The organism is Stenotrophomonas sp. LC732, assembly GCF_052446685.1.
In the GTDB taxonomy this organism is placed as follows: Bacteria; Pseudomonadota; Gammaproteobacteria; order Xanthomonadales; family Xanthomonadaceae; genus Stenotrophomonas; species Stenotrophomonas muris.
In genome coordinates this window covers 1,400,878-1,424,225 of the sequence record NZ_CP199214.1, presented here as the reverse complement: position 1 = coordinate 1,424,225, position 23,348 = coordinate 1,400,878, and the positions used below count along the sequence as shown (strand labels likewise).

The 23,348-nt window shown below is 64.1% G+C and carries 21 protein-coding genes and 2 pseudogenes; 12 read left to right on the top strand and 11 right to left on the bottom strand.

The genetic code is table 11. The annotated features are described in order from the left end of the window. Positions 1-6: 6 nt before the first annotated feature. Positions 7-633, bottom strand: a complete 627-nt coding sequence (locus ACT6SE_RS06845; protein WP_003109769.1) for a hypothetical protein — start codon at positions 631-633, stop codon at positions 7-9. A 315-nt stretch (positions 634-948) separates the two neighbouring features. Between ACT6SE_RS06845 and mobH the strand changes: the two genes are divergently transcribed. The 4 genes and pseudogenes from mobH (at position 949) to ACT6SE_RS06825 (ending at position 6,570) form a co-directional block, all read left to right on the top strand. Then, positions 949-2,796, top strand: coding sequence for a MobH family relaxase (gene mobH, locus ACT6SE_RS06840; RefSeq protein WP_003109768.1), 1,848 nt, complete (start codon positions 949-951; stop codon positions 2,794-2,796). A 293-nt stretch (positions 2,797-3,089) separates the two neighbouring features. Continuing rightward, a pseudogene (locus ACT6SE_RS06835) lies at positions 3,090-4,286 on the top strand (efflux RND transporter periplasmic adaptor subunit). Positions 4,287-4,378: 92 nt separating this feature from the next. Next, positions 4,379-4,860, top strand: a pseudogene (locus tag ACT6SE_RS06830) (efflux RND transporter permease subunit); the annotation flags it as partial. Then, the gene (locus tag ACT6SE_RS06825; protein ID WP_425479009.1) at positions 4,846-6,570 is read left to right on the top strand and encodes a chromosome partitioning protein ParB; all 1,725 of its coding nucleotides are present in this window, start codon (positions 4,846-4,848) and stop codon (positions 6,568-6,570) included. The pseudogene ACT6SE_RS06830 and the gene ACT6SE_RS06825, both read left to right, overlap by 15 nt. Positions 6,571-6,777: 207 nt before the next feature. Here ACT6SE_RS06825 and ACT6SE_RS06820 read toward each other — a convergent pair whose 3' ends face one another. The 10 genes from ACT6SE_RS06820 to ACT6SE_RS06775 all read right to left on the bottom strand — a co-directional run bounded on the left by ACT6SE_RS06820 (position 6,778) and on the right by ACT6SE_RS06775 (position 14,845). Beyond that, positions 6,778-7,308 (bottom strand): GNAT family N-acetyltransferase, encoded by a 531-nt coding sequence (locus tag ACT6SE_RS06820; protein WP_003107230.1) that lies wholly within the window; start codon positions 7,306-7,308, stop codon positions 6,778-6,780. Between the two features lie 5 nt (positions 7,309-7,313). Next, positions 7,314-8,543, bottom strand: a complete 1,230-nt coding sequence (gene chrA / locus ACT6SE_RS06815) for a chromate efflux transporter (RefSeq protein ID WP_003107233.1) — start codon at positions 8,541-8,543, stop codon at positions 7,314-7,316. Further along, positions 8,540-8,842, bottom strand: a complete 303-nt coding sequence (locus ACT6SE_RS06810; protein ID WP_003107234.1) for a PadR family transcriptional regulator — start codon at positions 8,840-8,842, stop codon at positions 8,540-8,542. The genes chrA and ACT6SE_RS06810 overlap by 4 nt, the downstream gene beginning before the upstream one ends. A gap of 98 nt (positions 8,843-8,940) precedes the next feature. Then, positions 8,941-9,363 carry an arsenate reductase (glutaredoxin) gene (gene arsC / locus ACT6SE_RS06805; protein ID WP_003107236.1) on the bottom strand — a complete coding sequence of 141 codons (423 nt, stop codon included), beginning with the start codon at positions 9,361-9,363 and terminating at the stop codon, positions 8,941-8,943. A 14-nt stretch (positions 9,364-9,377) separates the two neighbouring features. Next, positions 9,378-10,415, bottom strand: coding sequence for an ACR3 family arsenite efflux transporter (gene arsB, locus ACT6SE_RS06800; RefSeq protein ID WP_003107238.1), 1,038 nt, complete (start codon positions 10,413-10,415; stop codon positions 9,378-9,380). Between the two features lie 58 nt (positions 10,416-10,473). Next, a complete protein-coding gene (locus tag ACT6SE_RS06795) occupies positions 10,474-10,971 on the bottom strand; it encodes an arsenate reductase ArsC (RefSeq protein WP_003109695.1) in 498 nt (165 codons plus the stop codon). Positions 10,972-10,983: 12 nt separating this feature from the next. Next, positions 10,984-11,454 carry an ArsI/CadI family heavy metal resistance metalloenzyme gene (locus ACT6SE_RS06790; RefSeq protein ID WP_003107243.1) on the bottom strand — a complete coding sequence of 157 codons (471 nt, stop codon included), beginning with the start codon at positions 11,452-11,454 and terminating at the stop codon, positions 10,984-10,986. A gap of 13 nt (positions 11,455-11,467) precedes the next feature. Continuing rightward, positions 11,468-11,815: an ArsR/SmtB family transcription factor gene (locus tag ACT6SE_RS06785; protein ID WP_003107245.1), complete on the bottom strand. Its 348-nt coding sequence runs from the start codon at positions 11,813-11,815 to the stop codon at positions 11,468-11,470. Between the two features lie 929 nt (positions 11,816-12,744). After that, positions 12,745-14,181 (bottom strand): Cu(+)/Ag(+) sensor histidine kinase, encoded by a 1,437-nt coding sequence (locus ACT6SE_RS06780; RefSeq protein WP_003097498.1) that lies wholly within the window; start codon positions 14,179-14,181, stop codon positions 12,745-12,747. Beyond that, positions 14,153-14,845 carry a heavy metal response regulator transcription factor gene (locus ACT6SE_RS06775; RefSeq protein WP_003097513.1) on the bottom strand — a complete coding sequence of 231 codons (693 nt, stop codon included), beginning with the start codon at positions 14,843-14,845 and terminating at the stop codon, positions 14,153-14,155. The genes ACT6SE_RS06780 and ACT6SE_RS06775 overlap by 29 nt, the downstream gene beginning before the upstream one ends. Before the next feature lie 254 nt (positions 14,846-15,099). Here ACT6SE_RS06775 and ACT6SE_RS06770 point away from each other — a divergent pair, with 254 nt between their 5' ends. From ACT6SE_RS06770 to ACT6SE_RS06735, 8 genes are all read left to right on the top strand, one after another. Further along, positions 15,100-17,028, top strand: coding sequence for a copper resistance system multicopper oxidase (locus ACT6SE_RS06770; RefSeq protein ID WP_023086161.1), 1,929 nt, complete (start codon positions 15,100-15,102; stop codon positions 17,026-17,028). A gap of 25 nt (positions 17,029-17,053) precedes the next feature. Continuing rightward, positions 17,054-18,034, top strand: coding sequence for a copper resistance protein B (locus ACT6SE_RS06765; RefSeq protein WP_023086160.1), 981 nt, complete (start codon positions 17,054-17,056; stop codon positions 18,032-18,034). A 37-nt stretch (positions 18,035-18,071) separates the two neighbouring features. Next, positions 18,072-18,557: a DUF411 domain-containing protein gene (locus tag ACT6SE_RS06760; protein WP_006226241.1), complete on the top strand. Its 486-nt coding sequence runs from the start codon at positions 18,072-18,074 to the stop codon at positions 18,555-18,557. Between the two features lie 33 nt (positions 18,558-18,590). Then, a complete protein-coding gene (locus tag ACT6SE_RS06755; protein ID WP_008063316.1) occupies positions 18,591-18,863 on the top strand; it encodes a DUF2933 domain-containing protein in 273 nt (90 codons plus the stop codon). 154 nt (positions 18,864-19,017) lie between these two features. Continuing rightward, the gene (locus ACT6SE_RS06750; RefSeq protein ID WP_079278374.1) at positions 19,018-21,456 is read left to right on the top strand and encodes a heavy metal translocating P-type ATPase; all 2,439 of its coding nucleotides are present in this window, start codon (positions 19,018-19,020) and stop codon (positions 21,454-21,456) included. Positions 21,457-21,597: 141 nt separating this feature from the next. After that, complete coding sequence (gene copC / locus ACT6SE_RS06745; protein WP_003090319.1) at positions 21,598-21,984, top strand: copper homeostasis periplasmic binding protein CopC; 387 nt, start codon at positions 21,598-21,600, stop codon at positions 21,982-21,984. Between the two features lie 4 nt (positions 21,985-21,988). Beyond that, entirely contained in the window at positions 21,989-22,915 is a 927-nt protein-coding gene (gene copD, locus ACT6SE_RS06740; RefSeq protein WP_003097522.1) for a copper homeostasis membrane protein CopD, read from the top strand. A 128-nt stretch (positions 22,916-23,043) separates the two neighbouring features. Beyond that, a complete protein-coding gene (locus tag ACT6SE_RS06735; RefSeq protein ID WP_003090336.1) occupies positions 23,044-23,328 on the top strand; it encodes a CopK family periplasmic copper-binding protein in 285 nt (94 codons plus the stop codon). Positions 23,329-23,348: the final 20 nt, after the last annotated feature.

Here is a 23,348-nt window from a genome sequence, read left to right as displayed (position 1 = left end):
CTTGCCTCAATGCACCTGGACGCCCAGCACGTTGAACACCGCTTCGGCCACGTCATCGATTGTGCCATGCGTCACCGCATCCACCGGCGAGCGTCCGCCCAAGCCTTCGAGCGGTTCGGATAGTGCGCGGTAGATCGTCCAGTGGTCGATGCCCTCGACCTCTTGAAGCACGGTTTGGGTCAACTGCTGCTTCACCGGGTCGAGCTGCCAGTCGGGCAGCTTCTGGCCGCGCGGCCCCACATTCAGCGCCAGCAGCCGGCGCGCGAGGATGTCCTTGTAGATCTGCTGGCGCGACTTGTCCGCCAGCTTGGCGTACTCGGGGATCGGCAGGTTGTGCGGCTGGTTGAAGGATTCCAGCAACACGGCGCGGCCTCGCTGGACGTCGGTTTCAGTCGGGGTCCAGCGCGTTTCGGTGCGCAGCGCGGCCGCCTTGCGCGCCAGGGCCTGCTCCACCGTTTCGCCTTCGAGGTTGGCTGGCAGTTTTACCGCCTCCACGCGCTCGTGAATGAACGCCTGCAACTCGGCCGCGAAAGCCGGCGCATCCCGGATTTCAACGGTATCCGCGAAACGGCGCACGTCCTCCACGGTGACGCGCGGCAGACGATCGGCAATGAATTCAATGGCGGTGGGCATGGTCATCTCCCAAGCAGGTTTGAGACAGGATTCACTCTAGTCGCCCTTGTCGCATTTGTCAACTTAGTCGCCTGAGCGAGAGCCTACCTGCCGGGGGTAGCGTCCCCGCAGCATAGGCAGGGGCCAGCGCCAGGTCTCCGTCCAATCCATTCGTGCGGGTTCCACATTGACGCTGGAGACGCAACCCAGGCCCGGCTATACCGAAACGGTTAAAGGCCAAAGGGCCGAAACGGCAAGGGAATGGGGTGCAAGGGGAAAGGCCCTACCTCGAAAAGGCGAAAAGGCCTCCCGGCCGGCCCCCCAGAGGACACCCGCATGCTCTCCCTGTTCCAGCGAAAACGGCCCCCGGTCGCTGCCCCGTCGCCAGCGCCCGCCACCGACCTCCCGAAAGGGTTGCTGCGGCCCGAATCGGCCGCATCGCTGCTGGCAACACCGCGCCGGCAGAAGCTGCTGGAACACATCTGGCAGCGCACGTCGCTGTCGCGGCGGCAGTTCGCCACCCTATACCGCACGCCGCTGGAGCACTACGCCGAGTTGGTCCAACAATTCCCCGCATCGGAAAGCCATCACCACGCTTACCCCGGCGGCATGCTGGATCACGGGTTGGAGATCGTCGCCTATGCGCTCAAGCTGCGGCAGTCCCATCTGCTGCCCATTGGCGGCAGTCCCGAAGACCAGGCGGCGCAGTCTGAAGCCTGGACTGCCGCAGTCGCTTATGCCGCGCTGCTGCACGACATCGGCAAGATCGCCGTCGATCTGCACGTCGAACTGTCCGACGGCTCGCTGTGGCACCCCTGGCACGGCCCGCTGCACCAGCCATACCGCTTCCGCTACCGCGACGATCGGGAATATCGGCTCCACAGCGCCGCGACAGGTTTACTCTACCGTCAACTGCTCGACCGTGATGCCCTGGACTGGCTCAGTGGCTATCCCGACCTGTGGGGACCGCTGCTCTACGTCCTGGCCGGCCAGTACGAGCGCGCCGGCGTGCTGGGCGAACTTGTCGTGCAGGCCGACCGGGCTTCGGTGGCCCAGGAACTGGGCGGCGATCCGGCCCGCGCCATGGCTGCACACAAGCATGCGCTGCAGCGCAAGTTGCTCGACGGGCTGCGCTACCTGCTCAAGGAACAGTTGAAGCTGAACCAGCCGGAAGCCTCCGATGGCTGGATCACCGAGGATGCCTTGTGGCTGGTAAGCAAGACGGTCTCGGACAAGCTGCGTGCGCACCTGCTGTCACTAGGCGTCGACGGCATCCCCGCGAGCAACACCGCCGTCTTCAACGTGCTGCAGGATCACGGCATGTTGCAACCGACGCCGGACGGCAAGGCGGTCTGGCGCGCGACCGTGACCAGCACGACTGGCTGGTCCCACTCATTCACCCTGCTGCGTCTCGCTCCCGCGCTGATTTGGGAGTCTGGAGAGCGGCCAGCGCCCTTCGCAGGGGCAGTGGCAATCGACGGGACACCGGCACCCAACAATGCCGATGCCTTGGTGCCCTCGCCGGCAATGACGGCAAAGCCAGCCACCGACGATCAAGAGTCCCTTCCATGGGAGGGCGTCGACGCCGCGACTCCGGTTCACTTGCCTGCCGCACAAGCCGCACCCGATGTCATGGAGGACCTGCTGGCGATGGTAGGAATCGGCGATTTGCTTGTTCCCCAACAGGATGCGGAAGCCGTCTCGGGCGACGCACCCGCCGCTGGCCCTCAAACGCCACCGCCAACCTCGATGGTGCCCGTGCCGTCATCAGCGCCGGTGCCCACGTCCTCGTCGGCGCAGCCATCGGGCGAGCACTTCATGGCGTGGCTGAAACAAGGTATCGCTACCCGCCGGCTGGTCATCAACGACGCGAAGGCGCTCGTGCATACGGTGGGCGACACGGCCTACCTGGTCAGCCCCGGGGTATTCCAACGCTACGCACAAGAACACCCCCAGGTCGGGACTCTCGCCAAGCAGGAGAACCAGCAGGATTGGCAATGGGTACAAAAGCGCTTCGAGCGCCTGCAACTGCATCGCAAAAAGCCCAGGGGCCTGAACATCTGGACGTGCGATGTCACAGGCCCCAGGAAGTCCCGCCGCCTGTATGGCTATCTATTGCACGATGTTCGGCTCCTGTTCGCAGAGCCACCACCGAACAATCCTTACTTGTCACTTCTCGCGTAACCGGCGGCTCAAGAGCCGTCCAAAAATGCGACGCGGCGGACCAATCCGCAACGGCGCGAATCAGAACGTCGATATCGCTTGACCTCAAGTTTTGAGGCTTTGTAATGCCGCCGAGGTCGGTTTGCGCGCGCGTTCTGCGACGAGACGAGAAGCCGACAACCAACGGGATTCGATCTCTGCCGCATCTGTCGCTCATGGTCTTGCGCTGCCAAGAAAGCAGCGTCAGGGGACAGCGTGCAGCGCGATCGCGCTCGCTTCATTCGCTTTACGACCTGACCACGGAACCTGTTCAGATGACGACTTCCAGCTCCGACCCTCGCGGCGTGCGCCTGCTTTGGATACTGATCTCCCTCAGCGCGATGGCGCTCGCAGGTTGTAAAGAGAACGCCGGAGCTGGCGCCGGAGGCCATCCACCGCCGCCGCAAGTCAGCGTCGCGCAGGTCGAGATCAAGCCCATCACGTAATGGGACGAATACAACGGACGCATCGAAGCCATCGAGAGCGTCGAGCTGCGCCCACGGGTGTCTGGCTACGTCGAGCGGGTCGCCTATCGCGAAGGAGACGAGGTCAAGAAGGGCGATGTGCTCTTCATGATCGATGCCCGAAGCTACCGCGCGGAACTGGCCCGGGCCCAGGCGCAATTGACCCGGGCGCGCAGCGAAGCCGGCCGCAGCAGAAGCGAGGCGCAACGTGCCAAGGTGCTGGTCGAGCAGCAGGCTGTCTCCACCGAGGCCTGGGAGCAGCGCCGCGCCGCTGACGAGTCCGCGCAGGCTGAGGTGCAGGCCGCGCAGGCTGCGGTGGAGACGGCGCAGTTGAACCTGGAGAGGACCCAAGTGCGCTCGCCCATCAACGGGCGCGCCAGCCGTGCCCGCTTTACCGCAGGCAACCTGGTGGCCGCCAGCGATGCAGCCAGTGTGCTAACCACCATCGTGTTCCAGGACAGGGTCTATACCTACTTTGAGGCCGATGAGAAGGCGTTCCTGCGCTACTCGCGCATGGCGCGCAAGGGAGAGCGCCCCAGCGAGCGAGGCGGCCAGCTGCCGGTCCAGATCGCCCTGGCGGACAAGGCGGACTTCTCTCACACCGGCACGGTGGACTTCCTCGACAACCAGGTGGACCGGGGCAGCGGCACGATCGCCGTGCGCGCGGTGCTGGACAACAAGGATCGCGTTTTCACGCCGGGCCTCTATACCCGCGTGCGACTGGTCGGCAGCGGCGAATTCTCGGCCGTGTTGATCGACGACAAGGCGGTGCTGACCGACCACGACCGTAACTACGTCTACATCGTAGACAAGGATGGACTGGCGCAGCGACGTGATGTGAAACTGGGTGGCAGTTCCCATTGGCTGCGCATCGTGCGAGGGGGGCTGGCGGCGGGCGACCGCGTGATCGTCAACGGCGCGCAGAAGGTGTTCTTGCCGGGCATGCCTGTGCAGGCCACGGCGGTGCCCATGGTGGCTGCTGCGGCGCCCGCGTCCGCCACCAAATGAAGCACCACGCCGGAGCGCGCCACCGATCGGACGTATCACACAACGAGCGGCGCGGCGCGCTTCCCCCTGGACTCCTTTCAAGGTATTAGCCCATGGACCTCTCCAAGTTCTTCATGGACAGGCCGATCTTCGCGGCTGTGCTGTCGATCGTCATCTTCGTCTCGGGCCTGCTCGCGATCCCGGCGCTGCCGATCAGCGAATATCCCAAGGTCGTGGTGCGCGCCGTGTATCCGGGCGCCAACCCCAAGGTGATTGCCGAGACCGTGGCGACACCCCTGGAGGAGCAGATCAACGGCGTCGAAGGCATGATGTACATCAAGTCTGTCGCCGGCTCCGACGGCGTGCTGGTGACCACGGTCACCTTCCGTTCTGGCATCAACGCCGATGACGCGACGGTGCGGGTACAAAACCGCGTCGCCCAGGCTCAGGCCCGGCTGCCCGCGATGTGGTGCGCCAGGGCATCACCGTCCAAAAGCAGTCCCCCGCCTTCCTGATGGTGGTGCACCTGACATCGCCCGATAAGCAGTACGACACGCTGTACCTTCGCAACTACGCCCGGCTGCACGTCAAGGACAGTTGCACATCGAGCCGCGCAAGACCGACAACGAGTAGTCCTGTCCCAAGCAGTCGGGCGTCCCGGCGTGCCGCCGTCGCGCTGTCGTGCTGCGCATTGAGCCTCGCTGCGCGAGTCTCGCCCCTGTCGGGCTTCCATCGCTGGCGCCTCCGGCCCGGCTCGCTGATCCGTGCCTGCGCGCTCCGCTTGCCGAAAACCGGCGTGCGTGGGTGGCGTGAGGGGGCGGTCTTGCTGTGTCCCTTCGCCGACGACCACGCCGCGCAGGAAGCCACGTTCTATGGTGCGCCGGAATGGCAGCGCAGCCCGTCCAAGCTGCGCGAGCGCCTGACCGAGCGCGAAATCGACGCCGCGCACGCGCTGGTGCGCTTCGTCGGGCTGGACGCCTACCGGCAGGCAGGCGGCGGCATCCGCCGCGACCTGTTCGCGGAAGGCGATGCCGGAACCTACCTCACCGATACCGCAGTGCTGGAAACGCTCGTGCGCGACAAGCTGGCAACGCTGGCCGAGGACGTGCGCGCCGAGGGCTGGGCATGGGTGGAGGCCGTGCCGCATCTGGCCTACGAGGAACGGCAGGCGTTCCAGAACGCCCCGCGCCACCGCCGCGAGCCGACCACCCGCGAGGCCCGCCGCATCGCCTCGCTGGAAACCCGCCTCGAAAAGATCGACGCCGAACTGGAAGAAGCCTGCGACGCCGAGGACGAGGCCAAGGCCGAGAAGCTGGAACAGCGGCGCGATCAGGTGGTCGGAGAACTGCAAGACGCGGAGAATGCCTTGCAAGGCTACGCCCCCGAAGTGCGCGAGGTGGCCGGTGCCATCGTCACCATCGACCGCAACGGCGAGGCTGTTATTCATCGCGGCCTGCTGCGCGAAGCCGAGGCCAAGGCGCTGCGCACGCTGGAAAAGCTGCGGCGCGGCTTCGGCAGCACCGAAGGCGAAGCCGCCAACGAGGAGCACGAGGACGCCGACGACCCGCCCAAGGCCGCGAGCCTGTCCGACCAGCTGGCGCAGCGGTTGAGCGCCCACCGCACGGCGGCGCTGCAAATCGAAGTGGCCCGGCATCCGCACGTCGCGCTGGCCGCGCTGGTGCATGGCATGGTGCAGAAGGTTTTGCAGGACAGCTACCACGGCCACGACCTGCCGCTGGGCGTGAGCCTGAAAGTGCAAGACCGGCTGGAAGGCATGGCCCCGGACTGGCCGGAGTCGCCCGCCGCTGTGGCGCTGCGCGAACTGCAACAGGTAGCCGGGGAAGCCTTGCCGGAGGACAGCGCCGAACTGTTCGCCGCGCTGCTGGCGAAGTCGCAAGACGAACTGGTGCGGCTGCTGGCCGTGTGCGTGGCTTCCACGGTGGACGTGGTGACGCCCCGTGCCACGCCGCACCAGCCCGGCGCAGAACTGGCGCAGGCCGTGGGCCTCGACATGGCCGCATGGTGGAAGCCGACCGCAGAAGGCTACTTCAAGCACGTTTCCAAGGCCGTGATTCTGGATGCCGTGGGCGCGTTTGCACCGGAATTCGTCACCCGGCTGGCGAAGCTCAAGAAGGCCGACATTGCCAGCGAGGCCGAGCGGCTGGCCGATGGCACCGGCTGGATGCCCGCCATCTTCAAGGCCGAAGGCCCGCAGGAGGCCGCGCAGGAAGAAGGCCCGGAGCAGGACGCCCCGGAGGATACCGAGGCAATGGCGGATGAACCCGCCGAGGCACTGGCCGCTTGACCCGCGCCGAAGGCAAGCGCCCCGGCCTCGACCGGGGCGCTTCGCTTTGTGTGGTGGCGCATCGAGACGAAGGAATAATCGCGATCAGCACCGCGCCCAGGCCGTTCCGCCCTGGGCGCGGTGGACGCGAAATCCGGGTGCGACAGTGGCCGCGCCCGGTGTTCAAGGCCAATAGCCGAATTAAAACGCCGCCGCCTTCGCGCTGGCTCAGGCGGCGGCGTTGAAGGCATCGCTGTAGTGCGCGATGCCTTCCGGCACTGTCCCATGCAGGGCCAGCGCCATGAAATAGCCGGGCGGCACGCCCGGCAGTTGCAAGCCCGCATGGGCCTGGAAGCCAAAGCGCGTGTAGTACGTTGGATCTCCCAGCAGCACGCAGCCTGCGGCCTGCATAGCCCGCAGTTCAGACAGCGCCTGTTCCATCAGGCGCGAACCGATGCCTCGCCCCTGCCTTGGCGGCAGGACGGAGATCGGCCCCAACCCATACCAGCCCTCGGTCTTTCGCCTGTGCTCATGGGTGATCGTTACTGGCGACAGCGCGACGTGACCGACGACGCGCCCATGTTCTTCGGCCACGATGGAAAGCGTCAGTTCGTTGGCGGCACGCAAGGCGCGCACGATGAATTGCTCGGTGTGGCTGGTGTGTGGTGCATCAGCGAAGGCGGCGGTCGTGACCGCTTCGATGGCGGCAATGTCGTCGGCGGTTTCGTGTCGGAGCTGGATGGTCAGGGTGTGCCACATGAGATTCAGACGCCCATCGCCATGACCCAGCCCACCAGCCCGGCTAACAGCACCACGAGCGCCGGCGGCACGCGCCCCACCGTCAGCAGTCCGAACGAGAGCAGCGCCAGCCCAAAATCCGCCTTGCTGTGGATGGCACTCGTCCATACCGGGTCATAGAGGGCGGACACCAGAATACCGACCACGCCGGCGTTGATGCCGGCCATGGCCGTCTGGATGCCCGCGCGGTGGCGCAGCCCTTCCCAGAACGGCAGTGCACCGACCAGCATGAAAAAAGCGGGGAGGAAGATCGTGCCCAGGAGTGCCAGCCCGCCGATCCAGCCATGCAGCGGTCCGTGGGCGACCGCGCCGAGGTAGGCCGAGAAAGTGAACAGCGGCCCCGGCACGGCCTGCGCCGCACCGTAGCCGGCCAGGAAGTCGGCATTGCTCACGACGCCGCTGGGCACCACCGAGGCCTGCAGCAGCGGCAGCACAACGTGTCCACCGCCGAAGACCAGTGCACCGGAGCGGTACACCCCTTCCAGCAGGGCTATCGTGGACGAGTCCGTGGCTGCCGCCCACAGGGGCAGCCCGACGAGCGGTGCGGCAAACAGCAGCAGCGCCACGATGCCCAGCTTGCGCGAGACGGGGTAGCTGTGGGCGTGGCCGCCGCCGGGTTGCGCGATCTTCAATGTCCACCAGCCCAGCAGCCCTGCCACCGCGATGGCGGCAAGCTGTCCCGCGGCCGAGGGCAGGACCATGGTCAGCAGCGCCGCCAGAATGGCCAGCGCGGCGCGCGGCCGGTCCGGGCACAACGACTTGGCCATCCCCCAGACCGCTTGCGCCACGATGGCCACGGCGACGACCTTGAGCCCGTGCACCCAGCCGGACTGGGCCAGCCCCTGGTACTCGGCGATGCCAAAGGCGAACAGAATCAGCGCAATCGCCGATGGCAAGGTGAATCCGGCCCAGGCCGCCAGCAGCCCCAGCCAGCCCGCGCGGCCCAACCCCAGCGCCATACCGACCTGGCTGCTGGCCGGCCCCGGCAGGAACTGGCACAGGGCGACCAGATCGGAGTAGCTGCGGTCATCCAGCCAGCGGCGACGCTCGACGAACTCCGAGCGGAAATAGCCCAGATGCGCGATCGGCCCGCCGAAGGAGGTCAGCCCCAGCTTGAGGAAGGCGCCGAAGACTTCGACGGGTGAGCCGCGCGCGGCAGCGGCCTCATGCTGCAAGGTGTTGGTGGAATCTGTCATTTGTGCATCGCCTCCCCGGTGAACTCCCGGATGCGGTCCTTGGCCAGCGCCAAGCCTTCCTTGCCCTTGGGCGTGATCGTGTAGAGCTTGCGCACGGTGCGCCCTTCACGCTCCTGGCGGGAGACGAGGTAGCCGTCGCGCTCCATCTTGTGCAGCATCGGGTACAGCGTTCCGGGGGAGAGGCGGTAGCCGTGGTGGGCCAGCTCGTCGATCATCCATTGCCCGTAGATCTCCTGCTCGGCTGCGTGGTGCAGCACATGCAGGCGGATCAGCCCCGACAGCAGGTCGTGGTGCTCCATGGCACGTGGAGTAGGTTTCTCTTTCATATCGAATATCGATAACGAAATTCGATAATACCAGCCTCACTTCAGATTGCCTGCCGCTTGTGCGGGAGGTCTCAGACCCTGCGACCCTCCGCATCCACCACGGCTTCGCCGTCTTCCTTGCGGAACGCGCCGCGCTGCGGCTGCGGCAGGATGTCCAGCACGGCCTCTGAGGGCCGGCACAGGCGCGTGCCCAGCGGGGTCACCACGATGGGCCGGTTGATGAGGATGGGGTGCTGGAGCATGAAGCCAATCAACTGCTCGTCACCCCACTTCGGGTCATCGAGGCCCAATTCCGCATAGGGCGTACCCTTCTCACGCAGCACGGCGCGCATTGGCGCGCCCATGTCCGTGATCAGGCGTTGCAGCGTTTCGCGGTCAGGCGGTGTCTTCAGGTATTCGATAACGTTCGGCTCTTCGCCGCTGTTGCGGATCAGAGCCAGCACGTTGCGCGACGTGCCGCAGGTGGGGTTGTGGTAAATGGTGATGTTGCTCATGAGTCGTGTCTTGGTTATCCGCGGGCAGGGTTCGGGCCGCACTCATACCAGCCCTTGCTTTGGTTGACGATCCGAACGACCAGTAGCATGACTGGCACCTCGATCAGCACGCCGACCACGGTGGCCAGCGCGGCGCCGGACTGGAAGCCGAACAGGCTGATGGCGGCGGCTACGGCAAGCTCGAAGAAGTTGCTGGCGCCGATCAGCGCCGAAGGACAAGCGATGCTGTGCTGCTCGCCCGCCTTGCGGTTGAGCCAGTAGGCCAGGCCGGAGTTGAAGAACACCTGGATCAGGATCGGAACGGCCAGCATGGCGATGACCAGTGGCTGGCGGATGATGGCCTCGCCCTGGAAGGCGAACAGCAGCACCAGCGTGAGCAGCAGCGCCGCGATGGACAGCGGCCCGATGCGCTCCAGCGCCCGGTCGAAGGCGGCTTGGCCCTTGCTCAGCAGGGCGCGGCGCCAGAACTGGGCCAGGATGACGGGAATCACGATGTACAGGCCGACCGATACCAGCAGCGTGGCCCACGGCACCGTGATGGACGATAGGCCCAGCAGCAGGCCGACGATGGGCGCGAAGGCGAACACCATGATGGTGTCGTTCAGCGCGACCTGCGACAGCGTGAACACAGGATCGCCCCCGGTCAGCCGGCTCCAGACGAACACCATGGCTGTGCAAGGTGCGGCGGCCAGCAAGATCAGGCCCGCGACATAGCTGTCGAGCTGGTCGGCGGGGAGCCACTGCGCGAAGACCTGGCGGATGAAGATCCACGCCAGCAACGCCATCGAGAATGGTTTGACGGCCCAGTTGATGAACAGCGTCACGCCGATGCCGCGCCAGTGCTGCTTGACCTGGCCGAGAGCGCCGAAGTCCACCTTGAGCAGCATGGGAATGATCATCACCCAGATCAGCAGGCCCACGGGCAGGTTGACCTGAGCCACTTCCGTGCGGCCGATGGCCTGGAACACGCCCGGCGCGAACTGGCCGAGCGCGATACCGGCGACGATGCACAGCAGCACCCACACGCTCAGGTAGCGCTCGAAGACGCTCATGGTGGGGGCGGCCGGCACGCGGCCGGCCGTTTGGGTTCCAACACTCATCGCGCCAACCTCACTTCGTACCAATGCTGCGCAGCTCGTGCTGCAGCGACATGGCATCCAGGCGCTGAATCGGCAGCGACAGGAACAATTCGATGCGTCGGCGCAGCGTCAGCGCCGCATCCGTGAACGCCTTGCGCTTCTGCTCGTCGGTGCCTTCAACGGCTGCAGGATCAGGCACACCCCAATGCGCCGATATCGGGCGCCCCGGCCACACGGGGCAGACCTCGCCGGCGGCGTTGTCGCAGACCGTGAAGATGAAATCCAGCTCCGGCGCACCGGGCGCCGCGAACTCGTCCCAGTTCTTGCTGCGGTAGCCGGCGGTCGGCATGTGCAGCCGCTCCAGCGTGGCGAGCGCCAGTGGGTGGACTTCGCCCTTGGGGTGGCTGCCCGCCGAGTAGGCGCGAAAGCGCCCCTGGCCCAATTCATTGAGGATGCCTTCGGCCAGGATGGAGCGGGCCGAGTTACCCGTGCAGATGAACAGGGCGTTGTAGGTCTTGTCGGTGGTCATGGGTATCTCACATCAGCAGCAGGAGGAAGCCGGCTTCACCGCAACGCCCACCGGCTTGCCGCGCACCGGGGTACAGCACGCTGCGGCGGAAGTCGCTGCAGGCGCCGCTTCGTTAAAGACCGGAATGTTGCCCAGCGTGTGGAAGTGCTCCCAGGCCACGCCCTGCGGATCGGTGATCCAGTGCTTCTCGCTGCGCGCGTAGCAGCAGGTCGTGGTGCCCTCGTCCAGCAGCGTCATGTCGGCCGCCTCGGCGCGGGCCTTCAGCACCGCCAATTCCTCGGCATCGTCGGTCTGGATACCCAGGTGGTCGATGCCCGGCTTGTTGCCACGTGTGGAGATGGCGAAGTTGACCGGCGGGTCTTCGAGCATCCATTTGGCGTAGTCGCCTTCGACGCGCGCGGGCTGCGCGGCGAACAGTTGGGAATAGAAGCCGATGCTGCGGTTCAGGTCATCGACGTGCAGGTGGACGTGAAAGCGCTTCATGGGGGTGATCCTTTCAGCAGGAAGTACAGGCAGAGGAGGATTCGGTGACCTCGCACGCGCCGCCCTGGCAGCAGTGCTCGGTCAGATAGCCGAGCAGCCCATTCATCTGGGTGAAGTCGGCGCGGTAGATCAGGTTGCGGCCCTGCTGCTCGATGGTGACCAGGCCGGCATGGGCCAGTTCTTTCAGGTGGAAGGACAGGGAGTTGCGGGCCACGTCGAGCTGGTCGGCGAGGACGCTGGGTGTCAGCCCTTCGGGGCCGGCGACCACCAGGGCGCGGAACACGCGCAGCCGCTGGGTATGGGCCAGGGCGCCGAGGGCGGAAATGGCTTGGGTCTCGTTCATGATTCGATAATACAACATTTATTGAATCATTGGCAAAACGCTTCAATTGAATGGAGCCTGCGCGCTTGCGAGGCTTGACTTTCAAGACAGTTGCTCACGCCTTCGCGCCTGCGGCGCTGCGCGCTTCGCTTGCCTCCAGGGGAAAGCCCTGCGGGCTATCCCCGCCGCGCGATGCTTGGCGCCCCTCGATGCCGCCGAACCGGCTGCGCCGGATCGGCCCGGCCAGCGCCCCGCCGCGATGGACGGGACGCTGGCGAACACGCTGGCGCTTGCTGCGGCAGGTTGTGCAGGTGCGTGCCGTCCTCAACGCGGTTCAGGGACAACCCGCCCGGCATCGCTATGGAGCTTCCACGCCACGCCTCAAGACCGGCGCTGCAAGGCATGGCGGGGCGTTCTCGCCTGTCGTTGTGGGGTTGACCTGGCCCGCGTCAGCGGGCGAGTCGGAGAAGCCTTCGGGCGGGGTGCAGTGGTCAAGTTTTAGTGGACACCTGCATAGGTAGTTTTGGCGGTTGGCTGCGTTCATATGCAGCCGGCGCCTGATAGCAGTACCTTGATCTTGATCAATAAGACTCTCTGTACCCAGCTACGGGTACATATACCCGCGCAACGAACCAGCAGACCAACTTCCAACTCACCTCAGGGGCTCAGCGCACACAGCCAGGTCTGCGCGCGATCGAGGCGCCGAGCAGGCAGACGTTCGGCACTGACCGCTGAGGCTATCGACGATCGGTGACCGGATCACGACCGAGCAAAGGCCCCCGCGCGCGGTGTGGACGTAGCGATGGGATACACAAGCGCATGATGTCGGCGCCTGCCGCTAGGACTGGGCACGTGGCAGTCACGGAGAAAAAATGTCCCGCTCGCGTAGCAACGTGGCCGGCCGGGTAGATCCCAGAATCAGGCAAAGAGATACGCCAGTTGGCTGGACGGACCGCAGCGCCCTCGGACTACTGCCGCAGATGGGGCAATACCAAGTCAAACCTGGTGACAAGCTCACTGGAGGTCACGGCAACGGAGCCACCATGTGCCTCCGCAATCGATTTCACGATGGCAAGGCCAAGACCGGCGCCCGCCGTATTTCGTTGCCGTGCCGGATCAACTCGGTAGAAGCGGTTGAAGAGCTTTGGTAGATCGCGCTCAGGAATTCTCTCACCGGGATTGACCACACTGATCGTTGTCCACTGCTCGTCCTGCGAAAGCAAGACCGTGATGCTCTTGCCGCGAGGCGTGTGTCGAATTGCATTCGAGAGAAGATTGTTCAGCGCCCGGGTGAGCATTTCCCGATCCGCCGCTATGCTGCCGATCGCCCCTTTAACACCAAGCGTAATGCCGCTATCTTCTGCCAGCGCCTCGAAATAGTCGAACAGACTCCGCACCAATTCGGACAGATCAATGGTAGACAGACGCAAGTTGCGGGGATCATTTTCCGTTTGGGCAAGAAACAGCATGTCACCAATCATGCGTCCCATCCGATCAAACTCTTCCAAATTTGAATAGAGGATTTCTCTGTATTCCTCGTTGCTGCGCGGCTGGCCAAGCGCCACGTGAGTCTGCGTGACCAGGTTGGTGACGGGCGTGCGCAACTCGTGCGCGATGTCTGCGGAAAAGTGTGATAGCCGGGTGAAGCCTTCCTCGATTCTCGCCAACATATCGTTGAAGGCGAATACCAGTTCCGCCAGTTCGATCGGCACATCCCGAGGATCCAGCCTCACATCCAGCTTTGAAGAGCGAATCGCCCGAATCTCTTCATTGACCTTGCGAATCGGCAGGTGGCCCCACTGCACCGCCAGCCAAGCCACACCGAGCGCCAGGCACATGACCAAGCCGGTTGCCCACCAGAGCATGCGCTTGAACTCCGCCAGGAAGTCGAGATGAAAGCCGATGTCCATGGCAGCGACGATGCGGTAGCCGGGCGCCGCTGAATCGTCAGCAGGCAGTTGCAGCACCACACCTCGATATGACCTCTGATCCTCCTGCCACACGATCAAATCGTCAGCGGTGATGCGGTTGACCAACTTTTTGCTACTGGCAAGTTTAGACAGGTCAGGACCGGGCGTGGCATAGATGCTATTGCCAGCCCCATCGTAGACGCCGTACGTCATCCCATGATGTCCTGCGACTGCGTTGGCCAAGTGTTGCTTCAGTTCGTCGCTTGCGATGTCACTTGCAAGCTGGTGCAAGGGCTGAGCCAAAGCGGTTGTCACTGCCTCCAGTTCGTGGGCATCCTGTTGAGCAAAGTGGTGCTCCAACGACCGGAGAATGACCCAATTGAACACAAGAAACACCAAGGTCGTGGCGATACCAACGAGGGCCGTGACCCTCAATGCAAGCGACGCTGGACGGCTTTGCCGCGGCTTATGGCGCAGGGGCATCATCGGGCGCATCGAGCGTGTATCCCATTCCACGCACGGTGTGGATGAGCTTCGGATTGAACGCATCGTCTATCTTCGCGCGTAGACGGCGGATGGCTACATCGATGACGTTGCTGTCGCTGTCGAAATTCATGTCCCATACCTGCGACGCGATCAGAGACCGTGGAAGGACCTCCCCCTGGCGACGGGCCAGGAGCTCAAGCAACGCGAACTCCTTGCTGGTGAGATTGATGCGTTGGCCAGCGCGCGTTGCGCGCCGGCGCGCCAAGTCCAGCACCAAATCGGCAACCTGGATGCGATCAGGCTGGCTCGGAGCGCTTCCGCGTCGCAGCAGCGTCCGCACCCGCGCCAGCAACTCAGAGAACGCGAATGGCTTGACGAGGTAGTCGTCCGCTCCCAGTTCCAATCCCTTGACACGGTCGTCTACACCGCCACGCGCCGTCAGAAAGAGCACAGGGACCTGTTTACCGGCATCTCGAAGGGCACGCACGATGCGCCAGCCATCGACATCCGGCAGCATGACATCCAAGACCACCAGATCGTATGTCTCGCCCATGGCCAGGTGGTGTCCGTCCAATCCGTTGCGCGCCAGATCCACGACGAATCCCGCCTCCATGAGACCTTGGCGGACGTAATCCGCCGTCTTGTTCTCGTCTTCAACGACCAGCAGTTTCATCGCATGTCCCATGAAATCGCTACGGCGCGGAAAAATAGCCGCTCACGATGTACGCATTCATCCACTTTCAATCAGCAATTTACTGGTTGCCAGCTTCCACGAACATGACACGAACATTACATGAATGTAATTCAGGGGTCATTCGATGGAAAGTGCCCAACCCATAGCATGACCTGCATTGCGTCGAACTGTGCCGCTCAGGATGGGGTGGCGTTTAGAACGACTTCCGAGTCATCTATGGAGGATTTCAGGCCATGCCGCCTCGTTCACCCTTTTTTATCGTGCCCACACAGGGCCTTTCTCGTCGGCGTTTCGTCCAAGGGTTAGCCGCCGGCGGCGTTCTCGCTGGGCTGTCCACGCCGGCGTTCAAGGCATTTGCCCAGCAAGGCTCCGCGACGCGCGGTGCCGCCCCTGTGCTGAAGGGCACCGAGTTCGACTTGGTGATCGCCGAATCGCCCGTGAACTTCACGGGCAAGCCAGGCGTGGCTACGACCATCAACGGCTCGCTGCCGGCACCGACATTGCGTTGGCGCGAGGGTGACACCGTCACAATCCGTGTAACCAACAAGCTGCGTGAAGCCACATCCATTCACTGGCACGGGATCATCCTGCCGTATCAGATGGATGGCGTGCCGGGCATCAGCTTCAATGGCATCGCTCCCGGCGAGACCTTCACGTACCGCTTCAAGGTTCAGCAGAGCGGCTCCTACTGGTACCACTCGCACTCCGGCTTCCAGGAACTCACGGGCATGTACGGGGCGATCATCATCGACCCCGCTGGCGCCGAGACCATCCACGCCGACCGTGACCACGTGCTGCTGTTCTCGGATTGGACCGACGAAGACCCGATGCGGGTGTTCACCAAGCTCAAGTCCCAAAGCGACTATTACAACTACAACCAACCTACCGTCTTCGACTTCTTCCGGGACGCCTCGCGCGAAGGCACGGCCGCTGCGATCGACAAGCGCAAGATGTGGAACGAGATGCGGATGAATCCGACGGATCTCGCAGATCTGTCTGCCGCCACGCTGACCTATCTGGCCAACGGCGTCACCCCCGCCGGCAATTGGACGGCGCTGTTCCGACCGGGTGAGCGCGTGCGGCTGCGCATGGTCAACGGTGCGGGCAACACCTTCTACGACGTACGCATTCCAGGACTGAAACTCACGGTGGTGCACGTCGATGGTGTTGACGTGGAGCCGGTGACCGTCGATGAGTTCCGATTCGGTCCTGGCGAAACCGTCGATGTGATCGTCCAGCCACGGGATGACGCTTACACGATCTTCGCCCAGGCGATGGACCGGACAGGCTACGCGCGTGCCACGCTGGCCGTGCGTGAAGGTCTTCAAGCTCCCGTGCCTGCCCTCGATCCGGTCGAATGGCTGACCATGAACGACATGATGGGCGGCATGATGGGGGGCATGGACCATGGCGGGTCCGGCCAGGCCATGGAGATGACCGGGATGACCGGGATGACCGGGATGACCGGGATGACGGGCATGACGGGCATGACCGGGATGACCGGGATGGGCTCGGGTTCGATGTCCGGGATGGATCATGGGGCGATGGCAGGCATGAATCACGGCGCCATGAACCACGGTGGCATGGCGATGGATCACAGCCAACACGCCGCGGCGGCGGGGGGACTGGCCGTGCCCAGCACTACTGCTCGCCACGCTCGCACCGAGTATGGTTCCAGCACGGACATGCGCGTTGACATGGCGCGCACCAACCTCGATGACCCCGGCATCGGACTGCGCAACAACGGTCGGCGCGTGTTGACCCTCGCGGATCTGCATACCCCGTCGGGGCCGTTGGACAAGAGAGGCCCTGGTCGGGAGGTCGAACTGCACCTCACGGGCAACATGGAACGCTACGCATGGTCCCTGGACGGACTGGAGTTCGGAAAGTCCACGCCGGTGCACTTCAAACACGGTGAGCGGCTGCGGGTCATTCTGCACAACGACACCATGATGACCCATCCCATGCACTTGCACGGCATGTGGAGCGAGCTGGAAAGCCCCGACGGTCGCTTCCTGGCGCGCCGCCACACCCTGCCGGTGCAACCGGCACAACGCATCAGTTTCCTGGTGACAGCCGACGCGCTCGGCCGCTGGGCTTGGCACTGCCACCTGATGTTCCACATGGATGCCGGCATGTTCCGCGAAGTCGTGGTGTCTTGAACCCAGCGCACAAGGAAGACCAAGAATGTCCAAAGCACTCCCCACTCGCGCACTGGCCACGACGCTCCTGGCCCTGGTAAGCGTCGCCGCCCAGGCACAAGCACAGAACGACCATGCAGCGCACGGCCAGACCGACGCTCAAACGGCCGCGCCATCCACTCAGACCGTGCCTCCTGCCGCCGATCCGCACGCGGGTCACGCGGCGCCGGCGAGCGGCTCCACCGCAGCCCCGGCCATGGATCACGGCAACATGCAGATGCAGGGCGGGTCGGCGCCTCCTGACGCCCGCGATCCGCATGGCTACTCCAATGGCCTGACATTGGGATCGGGCGACTACGCCGTACCCGGTGTGCCGCGGCTGATGCTGGCCGACGAACACAGGTTCTTCTCGTTGCGCGGCGAAACCCTGGAACGCCGCTTCACGCGCAAAGGGGACGATTCCACGGCCTACGACCTCCAGGCTTGGTATGGGACGACCTACAACAAGGCCGTCGTGAAGGCCGAAGGCGATATCGCCAAAGGAAAGCTCGAAGAATCGCGTACCGAGCTTCTCTGGGGGCACGCCGTCGCACCGTACTGGGACACCCAGCTCGGCGTTCGGGTGGATAACGGAGAAGGCCCGAGCCGTCAATGGTTGGCTTTCGGCATCCAGGGCCTCGCCCCCTACTGGTTCGAGCTGGAGGCGACGGGCTACGTGGGAAGTGGCGGACGTACGGCGCTGCGTGTCGAAGGCAGCTACGAGCTGCTGCTGACCCAGCGACTGATTCTGGAGCCTCGTGCCGAATTGCAGTTCTATGGCAAGGACGACCCGGAACGCGGTATCGGCAAGGGCTTGGCCGAAGCGTCTGCTGGCTTGCGCCTGCGCTATGAATTCAGTCGCCAGTTCGCCCCCTACATCGGCGTGGAACGGGCGGGCAGCTTCGGACGCACAGCGGACTATGTGCGTGCCGAAGGTGGCCGCGCGCAGCAGACGCGCTGGGTGGCTGGCGTGCGATTCTGGTTCTAGAACCTTGTGGGTTTGATCATCTGATGAGAGGCAATCTATGAACATGCACTACGACAGAAGCCAGGGCAAAGTGCCGAGACGCCAAGCATTGATCGCTGGCTTGTTGGTGATGGCACTCGCAGGACCGAGCCTGGCGCAGAGCCGACCGATCGCCAAGGTGTGGAAGGACCCGAGCTGCGGTTGCTGCAAGGACTGGGTCTCACACCTGCAAGGCGCAGGCTTCGATGTGCAGGTTCTTGACACCGGGAACACGGCAGCGCGCACGCGGCTGGGCATCCCGCAGAAGTACGGTTCGTGCCACACGGCGCAGATCGGCGGCTATGCCATCGAGGGTCATGTGCCTGCCTCGGACATTCAACGCTTGCTGCGCGAAGCCCCGCAGGCCATCGGCCTCGCGGCGCCGGGCATGCCGGTCGGTTCGCCCGGCATGGATGGTCCGGCCTATGGTGGACGCAAGGACGCCTACGACGTGCTGCTGATCGGGAAAAACGGTAGTAGCACGGTCTATCAGTCGCATCTCTGACCATCCATCAACTCTTTTCCGTGGAGATATGCCATGCAGCATCAGCACACACAGACCCCCAGCGATCGTCCCCGGTTCTGGCGATCGCGCTACGGCGTGGCGTTCCTCATCATCGCCGCTGTCGCCGCGTATTTCCTGCTCAAGGAGCACACGGCACATGTTGCCGGCTATCTCCCCTTCCTGCTGCTGGCGGCTTGTCCGCTGATGCACCTGTTCATGCACCGTGGTCACGGCCACGGCGGACACGATCATGCCGCGCGTCAGGGTGAGGAAGGTGCCGCACCCGCCAAGGAGCAGAAGCAATGAGTCGCGTGCTCGCACAGTGCGAGCACGCGACGCCGCGCTTGTCTCCTTGCGCGCCTGCGGCCTGCTGCGATCACCAGACACCAACGGTTAACGGCGGAGGGCACTTGTCACTATGAATTCACCCAGCAAGTCTTCAGGACATGAGCACGCAGGCATGGCGGCGGGTGCCACAACGTCCGGCCCGCATAAGCACCACCATCACGCCAGCCATGCCGGCAGTGACGACGCGGGCGGGTCCTCAAGCCACTCGCAGCCCGATGCCGCGACGCGCGATCCGGTGTGTGGCATGGCGGTCACGGCGGCGTCGGAGCACCGCTCCACGCACTTGGGGAACACGTACTTGTTTTGCAGCACCGGATGCAAGGCCAAATTCGACACCGATCCGGCGCGATATGCCAGCGGTGGCGCGGGCATAGGCACAGGCAGCGGCCATGCGCCGCATCACCATGCCAGCACCGCAGTTTCACCGGCCCCGGCGGCATCGCCAACCGCACCCGGAACGATCTACACCTGCCCGATGCACCCGGAGATCCGCCAGGATCATCCGGGAACCTGCCCCAAGTGCGGGATGACGCTGGAGCCCCTGCTGCCCGACCTCGACGACGACAACCCGGAGTTGCGTGACTTCTCGCGTCGCTTCTGGTGGACCTTGCCGTTGACGCTCGTGGTTCTGGCGCTGGCGATGCTGGGTGAGCGGCTGCACCTGATGGACATGGCCACGCAGAGCTGGGTCGAGTTGGTGCTGTCGTTGCCGATCGTGCTGTGGGCCGGCTGGCCCTTCTTCTCCCGCGGCTGGCTGTCCGTGGTCAACCGCAGCCCGAACATGTGGACGCTGATCGGCCTGGGAACAGGTGCGGCATTCATCTACAGCGTCGTGGCAACCGTTGCGCCAGAAGTGTTTCCGGCATCCTTCATGTCCATGGGACGGGTCGGCGTGTATTTCGAGGCCGCCGCCGTCATCATCTCGCTGACACTGCTCGGCCAGGTGCTGGAACTCAAGGCCCGCTCCCAGACTTCGGCAGCCATCAAGTCGCTGCTGGGGCTGGCACCCAAGACGGCGCGGCGCATCAATGCGGACGGCAGCGAGGAAGACGTGCCACTCAGCCATGTGCACGTCGGCGACCTGCTGCGCATCCGACCCGGCGAGAAGGTGCCGGTGGATGGCATCGTGCACGAGGGCAGCAGCTCGATTGACGAATCCATGCTGACCGGCGAACCGCTGCCCGTCAGCAAGCGCGTGGGCGACAAGGTCATCGGGGCCACACTCAACACCAGCGGCGCGCTGATCATGCGTTCGGAGCGGATCGGCTCGGACACCGTTCTATCGCAGATCGTCCAGATGGTCGCCCAGGCGCAGCGTTCCAAGGCACCGATGCAACGCATGGCCGATGTCGTTGCCGGCTACTTCGTGATGGCCGTCGTCGCCATTGCGGTAACGACGCTCCTTGTATGGGGATTCTTCGGGCCACAGCCCACCTGGGTCTATGGACTGATCAATGCGGTGGCCGTCCTGATCATCGCCTGCCCGTGCGCGCTGGGTCTGGCCACGCCGATGTCGATCATGGTCGCAACGGGCCGTGGCGCCACGCAGGGGGTGCTGTTCCGCGATGCCGCGGCGATCGAGAATCTTCGCAAGGTCGATACCCTCGTCATCGACAAGACAGGAACCCTGACCGAAGGCCGACCTGCTTTCGATCAGGTCGTCGCAGCGCCCGGCTTTACGAACGATGAGGTGCTGCGTCTTGCGGCCAGCCTGGACCAGGGCAGTGAACACCCCCTGGCCGACGCCATCGTGCAGGCCGCGCGTGCCCAGGGCCTCCAACTCGTGAAGCCTCAGACCTTTGAATCGGGAACGGGCATCGGCGTGCGCGGGAAAGTTGAGCACCGGAAACTGGCGTTGGGCAATACGGTGCTGATGGAGCAGTCTGGCGTGTCGGTTGAGCCGCTCGTACCCCAGGCAGAAGCCCTGCGCGGCGAAGGGGCCAGTGTCATGTATCTGGCTGTGGACGGGCAGCTCGCGGGCTTGCTCGCCGTATCCGATCCGGTCAAGGGCAGCACCCCCGAGGCCCTGGCCGCGCTGAAGGCTGCGGGCCTGCGGGTCATCATGGCCACCGGGGACGGGCAGACCACCGCCAAAGCCGTCGGTGCACGCCTGGGCATCGACGAGGTGCATGGTGAGGTCAAGCCGGCGGACAAGCTCATGTTGATCGAGCGGCTGCAGAATGAAGGTCGCATCGTCGCCATGGCCGGAGACGGTATCAACGACGCGCCGGCCTTGGCAAAGGCAAACGTGGGCATCGCCATGGGAACGGGAACCGACGTGGCGATGAACAGCGCGCAGGTCACGCTGGTCAAGGGCGACCTGCGTGGCATCGCTGTCGCTCGCACGCTCTCGGTGAGTACCGTGCGCAACATGAAGCAGAACCTCATGTTCGCCTTCCTCTACAACGCGCTGGGCATCCCCATCGCCGCCGGGGTTCTCTATCCCCTGACGGGCTGGCTGCTGTCGCCGCTGATCGCAGCATTGGCGATGAGCCTGAGTTCGGCGTCGGTCGTTGGCAACGCCTTGCGCCTCAGAGCGAGCCGACTGTGACCGGATTTTCTTTCTGAAACTACAGGAGCCTGCTATCGCCCAGCAAACCGTTTCTTTCGTTCCACGCCGTTGCAAAGGTGCAAGCCTTATCTCGGCATTTCGTTCTTAAACCACACCTCACACATCCAGGTAGAAACTTCTATGACCCGTTCACATTTCATCGCCAAGCTCGTCGCGCCGATCGCTGCTGGTCTGTTCGCCACCGCCGCATTCGCGCATCCTTCGCTGGTGTCTTCAACGCCGGCCGACAAGTCGCAGGTTTCTGCGCCAGCCACCATTGAGCTGAAGTTCTCCGAGACGCTGGTGCCGCAGTTCTCCGCCGCGAGCCTTGTCATGACTGGCATGCCGGGAATGGCGAGCCATGGCCCGATGAAGATCAACGCCAGCGTCGCGGCTGCCGGCGACGGCAAGACCATGGTCATCACGCCGGCACAGGCGCTCCAGCCCGGTGACTATCGCGTCGAATGGCGTGCCGTCTCCTCGGACACGCATCCGATCACGGGTAACGTCACCTTCAAGGTGAAGTAAGCCCATGGCCGGGGATTGGTTGACCATCGTCCTGCGCCTGGCGCTGTATCTGGACCTGGCGGCGGCGTTTGGCGTCGCCATGTTCGGTCTCTATGCTTTGGGCAACGACGAGCGATCCTCGACGATCTCGCGCCGCTATCGCGTCCTCATTGGCGCATCCGCTGCCATCGGCATTGCCCTGTCGATGTGGGGCATGACGGTCATGGCCAAGGCCATGTCCGGTGCCCAGAGCTACGCGGAGCTGTCAACGCACGTCTTCGACATGCTCATTACGGGCACGCACATGGGCATCGCCTGGTGCATTCGCATCCTCGCGCTGTTGGTGTGTGTGCTCGTCGCAATGTTGAAATTGAACGCTACCTTGCGATTTGCAGTGATGGCGCTCTCCACCGGCGTGGCGCTGGCGACCCTTGCGTGGGCAGGCCACGGCGCGATGGACGACGGCGTTCGCGGCTACATCCATCTTGCGTCGGATATCACGCACCTCTGGGCAGCGGGCGCTTGGGTGGGCGCATTGGTGGCGTTCTTGATGCTGGCATCCCACAAGCAGGATGTCGCGCAAGACCCGGTAGCGGTCCTCAGTCGGACGTCGAATGGCTTTGCTCGCATAGGTACAGCGATCGTGGCTGCACTCGTCGTGAGTGGAATTCTCAATTACCTGTTGATCGCCGGACCATCGTTTGATCCGCTCATCTCGACGCTGTATGGCCGGCTGCTGATGGTAAAGCTCTTGCTTTTCGCAGGCATGCTGGCGTTGGCTGCTGCCAATCGGTATCGGTTGAGCCCGAGCCTGGAGGCTGCTTTGAAGGCAGGCAATCGCGCACAGGCAGTCATCAAGCTTAGACAGAGTCTGTTCACGGAGGCGACCTTGGCCGTTTTGGTTCTGGCGAGCGTTGCATGGCTTGGCATCTTGTCTCCCACTGGAACCTAGTCCTTCATGGGCGGCAGATGACAGCACATGAATTGAATGTAATGCACGGGTAAGCGCTCTGTAGACCGCCTGCTTCTACATTTAACGACGCGGCGCAAGTTGTCGTCGTTTTTACAAAGGAGTCGATCATGAAATCGCAAATTGTCATTGCCGCCCTGTTGAGCGCTCTCTCCGTGCCAGCCTTCGCCGGTCATGCAGCAGCCCAAGCAGCCAAGGAAATGGTTCCCTTGGCTGACGGGGGAACGCTGTACATCTTCAAGGACGGAAAGATGGCACAGGAAAGCCGCTTCGGGCGCGCCGTCTATCTCAATGTCGGAGCTTCGGTGTCGACGAAGGATGGGCGCAACATCGCGATCACCAGCAATGAAGTCGCTCGCCTCGGGTCGCTGCTACAAAAAGAGCACGGCGGATGACGCCGCGGGTGTGCGGTGCT